Source organism: Neotamlana laminarinivorans, from assembly GCF_020523925.1.
GTDB lineage: Bacteria > Bacteroidota > Bacteroidia > Flavobacteriales > Flavobacteriaceae > Neotamlana > Neotamlana laminarinivorans.
In genome coordinates, this window is the sequence record NZ_JAJAPW010000004.1 from 63,658 (window position 1) to 76,530 (window position 12,873).

At 32.4% G+C, this 12,873-nt stretch carries 11 protein-coding genes; 6 read left to right on the forward strand and 5 right to left on the reverse strand.

All coding sequences use genetic code 11. From position 1 onward, the window contains the following. The first annotated feature begins 62 nt into the window (after positions 1-62). The 3 genes from LG649_RS09655 to LG649_RS09665 all read left to right on the forward strand — a co-directional run bounded on the left by LG649_RS09655 (position 63) and on the right by LG649_RS09665 (position 5,303). On the forward strand, positions 63-2,096 hold the full coding sequence (locus tag LG649_RS09655; protein WP_226543627.1) for a transketolase family protein: 2,034 nt from the start codon (positions 63-65) through the stop codon (positions 2,094-2,096). Positions 2,097-2,107: 11 nt separating this feature from the next. After that, entirely contained in the window at positions 2,108-2,764 is a 657-nt protein-coding gene (gene fsa / locus LG649_RS09660) for a fructose-6-phosphate aldolase (protein ID WP_226543628.1), read from the forward strand. A 163-nt stretch (positions 2,765-2,927) separates the two neighbouring features. Continuing rightward, positions 2,928-5,303 carry a GAF domain-containing protein gene (locus tag LG649_RS09665; protein WP_226543629.1) on the forward strand — a complete coding sequence of 792 codons (2,376 nt, stop codon included), beginning with the start codon at positions 2,928-2,930 and terminating at the stop codon, positions 5,301-5,303. On the opposite strand, the gene LG649_RS09670 is transcribed toward LG649_RS09665, so the two are convergent. Together LG649_RS09670 and LG649_RS09675 are read right to left on the reverse strand one after the other, a co-directional pair. Further along, positions 5,300-5,743, reverse strand: coding sequence for a Fur family transcriptional regulator (locus LG649_RS09670; RefSeq protein ID WP_226543630.1), 444 nt, complete (start codon positions 5,741-5,743; stop codon positions 5,300-5,302). The genes LG649_RS09665 and LG649_RS09670 overlap by 4 nt on opposite strands. An 8-nt stretch (positions 5,744-5,751) precedes the next feature. Beyond that, on the reverse strand, positions 5,752-6,111 hold the full coding sequence (locus LG649_RS09675) for a hypothetical protein (protein WP_226543631.1): 360 nt from the start codon (positions 6,109-6,111) through the stop codon (positions 5,752-5,754). Positions 6,112-6,200: 89 nt separating this feature from the next. Between LG649_RS09675 and LG649_RS09680 the strand changes: the two genes are divergently transcribed. After that, positions 6,201-6,734, forward strand: coding sequence for a flavodoxin (locus LG649_RS09680; protein ID WP_226543632.1), 534 nt, complete (start codon positions 6,201-6,203; stop codon positions 6,732-6,734). Positions 6,735-6,737: 3 nt separating this feature from the next. Here the strand turns inward: LG649_RS09680 and LG649_RS09685 are convergent, their stop codons facing one another. The 3 genes from LG649_RS09685 to LG649_RS09695 form a co-directional block, all read right to left on the reverse strand. Next, positions 6,738-7,853: a PepSY-associated TM helix domain-containing protein gene (locus LG649_RS09685; RefSeq protein ID WP_226543633.1), complete on the reverse strand. Its 1,116-nt coding sequence runs from the start codon at positions 7,851-7,853 to the stop codon at positions 6,738-6,740. 54 nt (positions 7,854-7,907) lie between these two features. Beyond that, the gene (locus LG649_RS09690) at positions 7,908-10,313 is read right to left on the reverse strand and encodes a TonB-dependent receptor (protein ID WP_226543634.1); all 2,406 of its coding nucleotides are present in this window, start codon (positions 10,311-10,313) and stop codon (positions 7,908-7,910) included. 122 nt (positions 10,314-10,435) lie between these two features. Next, positions 10,436-11,704, reverse strand: a complete 1,269-nt coding sequence (locus LG649_RS09695) for a Pycsar system effector family protein (RefSeq protein ID WP_044630980.1) — start codon at positions 11,702-11,704, stop codon at positions 10,436-10,438. 154 nt (positions 11,705-11,858) lie between these two features. On the opposite strand from LG649_RS09695, the gene msrB reads away from it, so the two are divergent. Both msrB and msrA read left to right on the forward strand, forming a co-directional pair. After that, entirely contained in the window at positions 11,859-12,305 is a 447-nt protein-coding gene (msrB, locus tag LG649_RS09700) for a peptide-methionine (R)-S-oxide reductase MsrB (RefSeq protein ID WP_226543635.1), read from the forward strand. Positions 12,306-12,307: 2 nt separating this feature from the next. Then, entirely contained in the window at positions 12,308-12,847 is a 540-nt protein-coding gene (gene msrA / locus LG649_RS09705; RefSeq protein WP_226543636.1) for a peptide-methionine (S)-S-oxide reductase MsrA, read from the forward strand. Positions 12,848-12,873: the final 26 nt, after the last annotated feature.

Genomic DNA, 12,873 nt, shown 5'->3' on the forward strand with positions numbered 1-12,873 from the left:
AAAAAACCTTAGTTTTGTGAGGTTAATTGTTACAACACCATTAAACTAGAACCTTTAAAATAATGAACAAGAAATTAGATCAACAAGCAGCAGATAATATACGTGCACTTGCCGTTGCTATGGTAGAAAAAGCAAATTCTGGACACCCGGGAGGACCAATGGGTGGCGCAGATTTTATGCACATTTTATATTCGGAGTTTTTTAATTACGATCCTTCTGATATGGAATGGCCATTTAGAGATCGCTTTTTTATGGATGCAGGGCATTTATCTACATTAATGTATGCACAATATTATTTATTGGGTAACTACTCAAAAGAAGATGTTTCTAATTTCAGACAATGGGGTTCAATTACTCCAGGTCACCCAGAGGTCGATGTAAAACGTGGTATAGAAAACACGTCGGGACCATTAGGTCAAGGACACACAATGGGTGTTGGTGCAGCAATTGCTACTAAGTTTTTAGCGGCACGTTTTGGCGATTGGATTAACCATAAAGTGTATGGTTTCATATCCGATGGTGGTATTCAAGAAGAAATATCGCAAGGTGCAGGTAGGATTGCAGGACATTTAGGTTTAAGCAATTTTATTATGTTCTTCGATTCTAACGATATTCAATTATCAACGTCTACAGACGAGGTAACTACCGAAGATACAGCTATGAAGTATGAAGCTTGGGGTTGGAAAGTAGTAACTATTGATGGTCACGACCACGATGCTATTCGTAAAGCATTAACCGATGCTAATAACGAAACCGAGAAACCAACTTTAATTATTGGTAAAACTATAATGGGTAAAGGGTGTGTAACTTCAAATGGCGATATGTACGAAGGTCATTGCGAATTACACGGTAAGCCAATTGGAGCAACCGGAGCCGATTACCATAAAACATTAGCAAATTTAGGTGCTGATGCTGAAAAGCCATTCGATATTTTTAATGATGTTGAAGCGTTTTACAGAGATTTAATCGTAGAAAAAACAAAACAAGCAGCAGCTAAAAAAGCTGAAATAGCTGCTTGGAAACAAGATAATACAGAATTAGCCGAGAAATTAGACTTTTTCTTATCTGGAAAATTACCAGAATTAGATTTTGCTTCAATAGAGCATAAAGCTGGTTTAGCAACCAGAGCCGCATCATCAAATGTGTTAGCTTATTTAGCTGAAAATGTAGAAAACATGATTGTGTCTTCTGCAGATTTATCAAATTCAGATAAAACAGATGGTTTCTTAAAGAAAACTTCTGCATTACAAAAGGGCGATTTTAGCGGTTCGTTTTTACAAGCTGGTGTTGCCGAATTAACTATGGCTTGTATTGCCAACGGTATTGCGTTACACGGTGGTGTAATTCCTGTTGTGGCAACCTTCTTTGTATTCTCAGATTACATGAAACCAGCCATTCGTTTAAGTGCAATTCAAGAATTACCAGTAAAATACGTTTGGACGCACGATGCCTTCCGAGTAGGTGAAGATGGCCCAACACACCAGCCAATTGAGCAAGAAGCTCAAATTCGTTTGCTGGAAAAAATGCAAAACCATAGCCATAAACAAAGTTTCTTAGCCTTACGTCCTGCAGATTCTGCAGAAACTAGCGTAGCTTGGAAAATGGCTTTAGAAAATACAGATACACCTTCTGGTTTAATTTTATCGCGTCAAGGTATAAAAGACGTTCCTGCTGAAGGTTCTCGTTACGAAGCCGCTTTAGCTGCCGAAAAAGGAGGTTATTTGGTAAAAGAAGTTGAAAATCCAGATATTGTTCTTGTGGCTAACGGATCGGAAGTTTCTACTTTAATTGCTGCTGCCGAAATTTTAGAAGCAGACCATAACTTAAAAGTAAGTATTGCTTCTGTAATTTCTGAAGGTTTATTTAAGCAACAACCTAAAGATTATCAAAATAGTGTTATTCCTAAAAACAAACCACTATTTGGTTTAACTGCTGGTTTACCTGTAAATTTAGAAGGTTTAGTTGGTGATGCAGGAAAAGTGTTTGGTTTAGAGCATTTTGGTTATTCTGCACCAGCCTCTGTACTTGATGATAAATTTGGATTTACCGGAGAGAAAGTAAGCAAAGAAGTATTAGCGTATTTACAAACAAAATAAAATATTAAACTATGAAATTTTTTATTGATACTGCCAATTTAGATGAAATCGCAGAAGCACAAGCTTTAGGTGTATTAGATGGTGTTACAACAAACCCATCTTTAATGGCTAAAGAAGGTATTACTGGCGAAGAAAATATAATAAACCACTACAAAAAAATATGTGAAATTGTTGAAGGTGACGTAAGTGCCGAAGTAATTTCTACAGATTTTGATGGTATGGTAAAAGAAGGTGAGGCTTTAGCGGCTTTAAACCCACAAATTGTTGTGAAATTACCTTTAATTGCCGATGGTATTAAAGCGTGTAAATATTTTTCAGATAAAGGAATAAAAACCAACGTAACATTAGTGTTTTCTGCTGGTCAAGCTTTATTAGCTGCTAAGGCAGGAGCAACTTATGTATCTCCGTTTTTAGGTCGTTTAGATGATATTTCTACAGATGGTTTAAACTTAATTGCCGAAATTCGTCAGATTTACGATAACTATGCTTTCGATACTCAAATTTTAGCTGCATCAATTCGTCACACAATGCACGTAATCGATTGTGCTAAGTTAGGAAGCGATGTAATGACTGGGCCATTAAAATCAATTACTGGTTTATTAAAGCACCCATTAACCGATATTGGTTTAGCTAAATTTTTAGAAGATTACAAAAAAGGAAATTCTTAAATTAATTTTTTTTAATATAAAATTAAAAGCTTCTCTTAAAGTTAGTTAGAGGAGCTTTTTTTTGTATATTTAAGTAACATTTAAATAGTAAGTTCGTCTCATTATTACCGACTTAAATATTATTGCTAACTTTGCAAATTACTATTAAATTAACGTTGGCCAAATGAATATTAATGACAATATAGATTCTCCATTAAAGCTAAATATAAGTTTTAAAAAGCTTATAGAGCAGTATGAAGTATTGTCTAAAAGTAAAAACGAGCTTACCAATATTAGAGCTAAAAAAGTTTTAAAAATTGCAGAGCAATACCCGGAACTTCGTAACGGGATTACAAATACAAAAGATTTAAAAGCCAGAGAAAAGGAGATAGAGTTTTTATTAGAAGATACGTTTAGCCCCTTATTAACAAATAACGAAATAAAAACGGCTTCAATACCTTTTCATAACTTTATATTTAATGCTTCAGAACGTTTTAAAAATATTATAAAAATAGCAGGAGACGATTTTCAGCTTCAAATTAAAAATATGGCTGAAGAAGATTCGTACATAATGTCTTGCGCAGTAATATTAAACTATTTGTTTGGTTACGAGATAAACTTTAAGCGTCCTATGTATTATTTAATACCAGACGAAAAAGGTATTATTAGGTATTATAAAATTTTATATAACGCAGATTTTTGTGAAATAAAACCAAACGATAATGCGCCTAAAATAACACAAGAAGATTATGATGAGCTTATCGATAATTTTGATAATATTGAGCTTTGGAAAGAAAAATTTCCGCCTCAAAGTTATAGCTTTAAAGGTTTTGTAATTTCTAATATATTCGATGTAACCGACGATCAATCCATATCCAACATTAAATCTAATTTAATAGGTTTAGATAAGAGAAATGATAAAACTTTCATGGATGGATTTCAAGATATATTCAGATCCTTATTAGGTTTAAATAGTATAAAAGTTGGTTTTTCTATTTATCTAGAAGAAGAAAAAAGTTTTGAGCGAGTTTATGGCGAAGGTATGGAGAGTTTTTTATTAGCTAAGTCAGATTCAGAACCTTGCAATAGTGTGTTATGCGACTGGTCTTATAATAGATTAATAAAAGAAAAAAAGTTTTTTTCAATTTCAAATATAGATCTTGCTGTAAAAAAATCTAAGGCACCTCAAGTTAAATCTTTATACAAACAAGGCATAAAAAGTGCCATTTTTGCACCAATAGCTAACGATGGTGAGCTTATGGGAATTTTAGAGATTGTTTCTCCAGAACCCAAAGTTTTAAACAGTATAAATGCCAATAAACTGCAAGATATTATGCCTTTTATTGTATCGGCTGTTGAGCGCTCAAAAGTTGAAGAAGAGCATTTAATAGAAGCTATTATTCAGCAAGAATGTACCTCTATACATCCAAGTGTGGAATGGAAATTTAAAGCAGCAGCACATAAATTTTTAAAAGAAAGTATTGCTAATACCGGCGGTAAACCAAGTTTTACTAAAATAAGTTTTGATAATGTTTATCCGTTATTCGGGCAAATAGATGTAAAAGGTTCATCGGAAGCGAGAAATTTTGCTACCCAAAAAGATTTAGCCCTACAGCTAACTTTGGTTAGTAAAATATTAGATGCTATACCAGAAAACGAAAAACTCCCTATTTTCGAGCAGCTTCTGTTTGAAATTGAAAATTTTAACACGGAAATAAAAACAGATTTTAAAGTTGATACAGAACAACAGTTAACACGGTTTTTTAAGGATGAAATTGAACCGCTATTTATATACTTTCTAGCAAAGCGAACTTTTGCTAAAGCAGAAATTGAAGATTATTTTAGTAAAGTAGATAGTAATTTAGGTGTTATTTATTACTACAGAAAAAATTACGACGATACTATTGCGCTTATTAATAAAAATATGTCTGCCATTATAGATAATAAGCAAAAAGAAGCGCAAAAGATGTATCCTCACTTTTTCGAGCGTTTTAAAACCGATGGTGTAGAGCATAATATGTATATAGGAGAATCTATAACTAAAGAAGATAGTTTTAACAAAATATATCTTTATAATTTAAGATTGTGGCAATTACAAGCTATGTACGACATGGAAAATAGTTTTTACCAAAACCAAAACGAATATCCGCTAAGTTTAGATGTTGCTTCTATGATTTTGGTGTTTAATCAACCATTATCTATACGATTTAGAATGGACGAAAAGCAATTTGATGTAGATGGTACATACAATGCACGTTACGAAGTTGTAAAAAAACGTGTAGATAAAGCCTACATTAAAGGTACAAACGAACGTGTTACTGCTAAAGGAAAAATGAGTATTGTTTATTCTCAAAAAGAAGATGAAATAGAATACTTAAAATACATTCATTTTATGCAATCTAAAAATTTATTTGCAAACGATGTTGAGGTTTTAGAACTTGAAGATTTACAAGGCGTAACAGGATTAAAAGCCATAAGAGTAAGTATGAATTACCAAAAAACTAATGGCGACACCATGTTTTATACTTATGAAGACTTAATGAACGAGATAAATGCTTAATTTACTTTTTTTGTACCATAAAAGTAAAGTGAATGTTTATCAATTTCAATATCAAAAACTTCTTCAATAGTTTTTTTAATTTCTTGAACTCTAGGATCGCAAAATTCTAATACTTTTCCAGAATCTGTAAGAATCACATGGTCATGTTGTCTGTTAAAATAAGATTTTTCGTATTGCGAAGTGCCATTTCCAAATTGGTGTTTTCTAATTAATTTGGCTTCTATTAACAGTTCTATGGTGTTATATAATGTAGCGCGACTAACTCTATATTTTTTTTCCTTCATTTTAATATACAGTTCATCTACACCAAAGTGAATTTCTGTATTGTAAATTTCCTCTAAAATTTCAAAGCGCTCTGGAGTTTTTCTATGTTTATTTTTCTCTAGAAAATCTGTAAATACTTTTTTTACAGTTAATTGTGTGTTATGTTGTGAGTTCATAATAGTTATTAATCGATATTATTAAAACTTAATACCGATGCCATTTCAAGTTCAAACAATGTTCCTTTAACTAAATCTTCTAAGTCTAAAATATTTTTCTCAGATGATTTGAATATAAACTTTACGTAATTAGTATTAGCTTTAATTTGTTTCGGAATTTCACATTTACAATTTTTACAAGCGCACCCTTTTTTTGCGGAATCTATTGTTGGTATTAGGTTAGCTACTTCTTCATAGGTTAATATTATACTAACCTCTCCTAAAAATAATTGAATTTTTTCAGAAGAATAACCGGTTTTGTTAGGGTTATCTTTAATTAAATAAGTTGCGCCAATAGCATTTCGGTATACAGGGTCTAAAAATAGCATGTAATTATTTTATGTAAATATACAAACAATTTTTATTTAGAATAAATAAAAATAAATGTATTTTTGTGTTTCATTTAAAACAAAAAAAAATGAAAAAAATAGGATTATTTTACGGCTCAGACACTGGTGTTACCGACGATATAACAAGAGATTTTGTTACGTTTTGGGAAGATGATAACTTAGAGGTTATGGAAATAGGAGATGCTAGCGTTGATGATTTTAATGAATATGATACCCTTATTTTAGGTTTATCCACATGGTATGATGGCGATTTACAAAGCGATTGGGAAGATTTTTTCGACGATTTTCAAACCATAGATTTTACAGATAAAACGGTAGCTATTTATGGTTTAGGAGACCAAATAGGATATGCAGAATACTTTATTGATGGTGTTGGTATATTGGCCAAAGTTATTATTGAAAAAGGAGGAACTGTTGTAGGTTATTGGCCAACAGAAGGCTATCGCCATACCGATTCGGTTGCGTTAATTGAAGATAACGAAGATATGTTTTACGGTTTAGCCCTCGATCATGATAACGAATCTCAGCTTACAGACGAACGTTTAAAGGCTTGGATAATTCAAATTAAAAAAGAATTCAACCAAGTTTTGCAAGAAGCTTAACAACTACTTTTTATAATTTCTGCCATACCAAAGTAAGCCTCCAGTAACAGGAAGGGAAGCAATGATTAAACTCACCAAAAAGGCTATAATTTTGCCAACAATTCCACCAATGGCGCCTACGTGAATATCGTAATTCATACGTAAAATTTTATCTGGAACTTTGGCATCTTTATATTTTCCGTAAATGGCAGGAGTTTCAATTTCCTCTAGTGTATTTTGGTCGAAGAATCTATAATCAGAGTTATAGTATAAACCTCTACTATTAGCTACTTCAACATAAATACTTGTAGTATCGTTTTCAGGGTAGTGCAATTCGTAGCTTACTGCTTCAGGTGACTCTTTTCTTAACTTTTCAATTAAAAAATCTATTGGTTTAACTGGGTAAGCATCCGTTGGAGCATCACTAATGTTTTCAGGTGTAATAAATGCAGGTACTTTATCGCCTCCTGTAGATATGTAAACTACATATTTTAGCCAGTTATATGAAATTACACTTCCTGTAAAGGCAATAACAAATGCAAAAATGGCAATGTAAAAGCCAACAACCGTGTGTAAATCGAAATTTTTACGTTTCCATCGGGTTGTTTTTTTCCAATCGAAAGTAACACGTTGCTTTAAGTTTTTGCGTTTTTTTGGCCACCATAGAATGAAACCAGAAATAATAATTAATAGAAATATTAAAATAGAAGCGCCAACTATATTTTCGCCAATATTTTTAGGAAGCCATAAACGCATATGTCCTTTTAAAATAAATGCGAAAAACCCAGATAGATGGTCATCTGCTTGAATTACTTCTCCAGAATACGGATTTAAAAATACACTTTGGTAAAATTCAGGTTCGCCATCGTAAAAAATAACTTCAACAGCTTCGTTAGGTTGTTTAAAAATAGTACCATGAACCGTATTATTAGGAAAAACACTTAATGCAATAGTTTTTGCTTCAGTTGGTGTAATAAATGCTCTGTCTTGTGGCGTAACGTATTTATAATCGTCGTATAAGCTTTCTATTTCTTCTCTAAAAGCCCAACAACACCCTGTTATGGCTACAACAAAAACAATAGCACCAGTTACTAAACCTAAAATTTTATGTACTTGAAATACGGTTTTTTTAAATCCCATGGTTAAAAGTGTAAAGGCAACCTTTAAAGGTTGCCTTTTATTTTTTGGTGAAAGTTAAAATTTATAAGTAAAAGTACCAAGTAAAACACGTTGTTGTTGTGGTGTAATAGTACTCCAGCCCGAATAGTAAGTCTCGTCGGTTAAATTATTTCCTTTAATACTAATTCTAAATGTATCATTTTCGTAATACGCAGATGCATTAAATATGGTGTAACCTGGAATATAAAAACTTCCTGTTGCAGCTTTGTATGCAACCATAGTATCATATTCTGTTTGGCCATTAAAACCAGCACCTATACCAAAGTTTTTAAAGAATTTGTAATCTGCCCAAAAGTTATAAGTGATTTCTGGACCAGATTCACCATAGCGGCTACCTTCTAAATAAGTAGCAGAAGGAGAATTGGTAATTTCGGAATCGTTATAACTAAAACCTGTATGAATGTTTAAACCAGCAACTGGGTTGGTGTTAACTTCTAACTCTATACCTTGGCTATTAATTTCTAGATCCTGTGTTTGAGTGGCCCAAAAATATTTATTATCGACAGTAATGTTGTAATAACTTAAAGTAGCTTCTAGTTTGTTGTTAAATAAGCTTGATTTTGCACCAACTTCAAATTGGTCTGCTTGTTCAACATCAAAAGCTTGTAATGTAGTTGTAGCGTTATTATTCTCATCGTAAGTCGTGATATATTGTGGGTCAACGTAAGAGAAACCGTTTTGGTAGTTTGCAAATATTGATAGTTCATCCATAATAGGTTGAAAAACAATTCCAAATTTTGGAGAAAGTGTAGTATCAGTATATTCAGTTTCATCATCGGAAGCATCATTTCTATCTCCTTGATAATCGAATCTATCAAAACGCACACTAGCCATAACAGATAAAGATGGTAAGATGTTTATAACATCAGAGATGTAAGCTCCAAATATATTTTGACGAACATCACTATTTAAAAATCCTAGCCCAGATAAAGCAGCACTAAGGTTTTCTTCGTTAATTTCTGGCTCGCCAAAAACTAAGTCTCCGTTTATATTTATTGTATGTAAATAGCCCCAGTTTGAGCTATTGTCTGTTATTTTGTAATCTAAATAATCAGCGCCAACTAATAATTTGTTTTGTATGTCGCCAATTTTAAATGTACCGGTAAAGTTTTGTTGTAAGTTTAATGTTTTAGTTTTCGAATTTGTGTCTTGCGCATACAAACTAAAATATTCGGTTCCTACAGGAGCAGTAGGGTCAGACCAATCAGCAACGTTCCATAAATACGTATAATAACCTAAAGATTTGGCTGTATTACCAGAGATTAATGTTTGAGAAGACCAGCTATCTGATAATTTCCAAGCTACTTCACCGCGATAATTTTGTGTTACGTTGGTAATTGTAACATCGTTACTTGTAAACGATAATTCCTCGTTATACCCTAATTCTTCAATAGAATTAAACGCTAATGGCCCGTAACGGTTTAAGAATAAAAAGGTTTCGTTGGTTTGCTCGTTTTGAGAGGCTTCGTACGAGAAGTTAAGCGTTAAATTGTTGTTTACTCTATATGAAATAGATGGTGCTACAAACACTGATTTTTTTAAACCAGCATCTTGAAAACTATGTTGTTGTTGGAATCCGCCATTGAAGCGTAACGATAATTTATCGTTTGGGCTAATATTTACATCGGCATTTAGTTTGGCAAAATCGTAAGAACCACCAGAAACAGTTACTTCTCCACCTGTACCGCTGTAAGGCTTTTTAGTAATAATGTTAATTAAACCACCGTAAGATGTAACTGTGCTTCCAAATAAAGTTCCAGAAGGGCCTTTAATAACTTCTACACGCTCTACATTCGATGGATTTATAAATCCATTAGTAATACCAGCAACACCATTTACTAATTGAGGTTGCACAGCAAAACCACGGCTAGAGTAATACCCTGCACCGTCACCGCTTCTACCTGTAGACGACCATAGTTTTGTAATACCAGCAGCGTTTTTTAAAGCTTCTTCAAAAGTATTAACCGATTGTGATATAAGTAATTGGTTCGTAATCGTGTTGTAAACTTGTGAGTTTTCAATATTTTTTAATGGCATTTTAGATACATATGCGCTTTGTTTTCTTGAGAATTTGTTTTGGCGTTCGGTATCTATTACAACTTCTTGTAAGAGTTCATTTCCTTCAAAAAGGGTAATGTCGCCAATATTAAAATCTGAATTGTTTATAGTAAAATCGATTTCTTTAGTTTTAAAACCAATAAAAGAGATGACTAAAGTGTAATCTCCATTTTCAAGATTTGAAATTTTAAACACACCATTTTCGTCTGTTTGTGCGCCTTTGGTAGTGTTTTTTACAATGGCGTTCACACCTAATAAGCTAGTTTGATAATTGTCGGTAACCGTACCTTGAACAGAATAATCCTGAGAGAACCCTATAAATGTTAATAATAACAAAAGGGTGATAATAAATTTTGATTTCATTTATTTAGACTAATTATAGATTGTTTTATTCGGCAAAAGTATGTGCTAAGAATTAAACAAGCAAATTATTTGTAATTATTCTAAATAAAGGCATTGTTAAATAACAATTTTGTAGCTTATAGTTAACATAACGTATTATTTACGTTGGCGTTTTTGTTGTAAAGCAAAGAAGTTGTAGTAGAATTATCGGGTAAAACATCATTAAGTCTGGCGTTGTTTCCTTTTAAAGCCACACCAAAAGATATTACAGAAACAATCATTCCTATCATAAAAATGGTGTATGTAATTCTTAATATTCGGTATTTTCGCTCTAAAACTTTACCTAAAAAATAGAGGTCTTTGGTTAGGGAGCTATAAACGTAATTTTTGTCTTTAAGCAATTCCTTTACGGCCCAATCGTATTCTTCTAAGCTCATTTTATGAAAATTACCAAAAAAGGTTAAATTCACTTTTTTGTTAGCAACATCCTCTTTCGTAAACTCTCCACTTGTAATATTAGGTCGTGTAGCAATTATAGAAAGCACCATAGATATTACACATGATAGCGTAAAGATTGCAGTTGGATAAATTAAATACGGATTAGAGTCTAATTTTGAAATTAAATTAGCTAACACTAACGAAATTATAATGGCATTTACAGAAAGTAAAATGTTTGCTTTAGTATCTGCAATATCACTAAGTTTAATGTGGTTTCTTAACGCAACACGATAAAAAGTTTGAATACCACGTTCTGGACTTTCGTTTTTATATTGCGCTTTATATTTTGCTTTTAACTCTTCGGTTTTAAGCTTTGTTTTTCTTTTCTTTTTAGATTTTATAAGGCTAGCTAAATTTTTCTCTTTTCTAGGTTGCCAGTTTTTTAAAGCATAATCGGTATAAAACTCATGCTTTTTTGTTAGTACATCTATATTCTCGTTTTCCCATTCAATAGGTGTATAATTTTTTATGCCTTGTAACTCTAATTCTTTTCTTAAAAACTCACTAGCTTCGGTAAAATATTTTTTACCAAAGTGCGATGCATCTGCATCACGAATTATTTTATCGAGCTCTGTTTTTGGAGAATCTTTAAACTTTGTTGCCATTATACAGTTGTTAACTGCTGTAATGGTTTCTTGGTTTACACCTTCTTCTTTTAAAAAAGCAGTAGCAATTTTTACACTTTCTTCTTCATGATTATCTATAGATTTAGTGTAACCTGTATCGTGAAGCAAGACCGCTAGTTGTAATATTTCGGCATCGGTGGCGTTAATGTCTGTGTTTTCAATAATTTCTCTAACACTTCTTAAAACACGTTCGGTATGGGTGTAATTATGATATAAAAAACTGTTGTCTAATTCATTTTTTAGTAAATCAAATACAAATTTTTCAGTTTTTTCAATGAGTTCTAACATAGAGATAAGTTCGCTTTTAAAGACACAAATTACTAAAATTTATGCGTATTTTTGGTATTTTATATGTAAAGATTTTGGTCGTAAGGATATTCACAAACTAACGACTTAATCTATTTCGAATTGTTTAAAAAAATCATAAAATTTCATTTTTATAATGCTAACATGGAAAGATATTATTAATTTTTCGGTAAACGGAAATTTAAAACCAGATAAACGTATTGAAAAATCTGAAGCAGAATGGCAAAGTCAATTAACACCAGAACAATATAGAATTACCCGACTAAAAGGAACCGAAAGACCCCATAGCGGAGATATGTGTACAAGTCATGAAGCAGGTATTTACAGCTGCATTTGTTGTGGTACATTACTATTCGATTCTACCATAAAGTTTAGTTCAGGTACCGGTTGGCCTAGTTTTACCCAACCAATAAAAGATAATGCGGTTAAATACGAAAAAGATACAACTTTAGGTATGGTTCGGGTAGAAATTATGTGCAACACTTGCGATTCGCATTTGGGTCATGTTTTTCCAGATGGGCCAGAACCTAGTGGTTTACGATATTGTGTAAACTCAGAATCATTACAATTAGAAAAAAAATAAATATGAATAAAAATATAGAAATAGCAACGTTTGGCGGTGGCTGCTTTTGGTGTACACAAGCCATGTTTCAAGAACTTATAGGTATAGAAAAAGCAGTATCTGGTTATTCAGGAGGTACTGTACCAGGGCATCCAACGTATAAAGAAGTTTGTTCAGGTTTAACAGGTCATGCCGAAGTAGTGCAAATTACTTTTGATGCCGATAAAATTTCATATAAAGAATTGGCTACTATTTTCATGACAACCCACGACCCTACAACATTAAATAGGCAAGGGGCCGATGTAGGAACGCAGTACCGATCTGTTATTTATTACCATAATGAAACCCAAAAAGAAATTGCTGAGGCTGTTTTAAAAGAAGTAGCTTCTTATTTTGATGATCCAATTGTTACAGAGATAACAGAAGCAAGTACTTTTTATGAAGCCGAAGAATATCATCAAGATTATTACAATAATAATACCACACAAGGTTATTGTAATGCGGTAATTACCCCAAAATTAGCTAAATTTAGAAAGCTTTATGCCTCAAAACTTAAATCGTAATATTTAAGTACAAAACAATTAATCTT

Excerpts from the sequence above, each read along its gene's own strand:
- LG649_RS09655 (WP_226543627.1), top strand. The coding sequence starts at position 63 with ATGAACAAGAAATTAGATCAACAAGCAGCAGATAATATACGTGCACTT.
- fsa (WP_226543628.1), top strand. The coding sequence starts at position 2,108 with ATGAAATTTTTTATTGATACTGCCAATTTAGATGAAATCGCAGAAGCA.
- LG649_RS09665 (WP_226543629.1), top strand. The coding sequence starts at position 2,928 with ATGAATATTAATGACAATATAGATTCTCCATTAAAGCTAAATATAAGT.
- LG649_RS09670 (WP_226543630.1), bottom strand. The coding sequence starts at position 5,743 with ATGAACTCACAACATAACACACAATTAACTGTAAAAAAAGTATTTACA.
- LG649_RS09675 (WP_226543631.1), bottom strand. The coding sequence starts at position 6,111 with ATGCTATTTTTAGACCCTGTATACCGAAATGCTATTGGCGCAACTTAT.
- LG649_RS09680 (WP_226543632.1), top strand. The coding sequence starts at position 6,201 with ATGAAAAAAATAGGATTATTTTACGGCTCAGACACTGGTGTTACCGAC.
- LG649_RS09685 (WP_226543633.1), bottom strand. The coding sequence starts at position 7,853 with ATGGGATTTAAAAAAACCGTATTTCAAGTACATAAAATTTTAGGTTTA.
- LG649_RS09690 (WP_226543634.1), bottom strand. The coding sequence starts at position 10,313 with ATGAAATCAAAATTTATTATCACCCTTTTGTTATTATTAACATTTATA.
- LG649_RS09695 (WP_044630980.1), bottom strand. The coding sequence starts at position 11,704 with ATGTTAGAACTCATTGAAAAAACTGAAAAATTTGTATTTGATTTACTA.
- msrB (WP_226543635.1), top strand. The coding sequence starts at position 11,859 with ATGCTAACATGGAAAGATATTATTAATTTTTCGGTAAACGGAAATTTA.
- msrA (WP_226543636.1), top strand. The coding sequence starts at position 12,308 with ATGAATAAAAATATAGAAATAGCAACGTTTGGCGGTGGCTGCTTTTGG.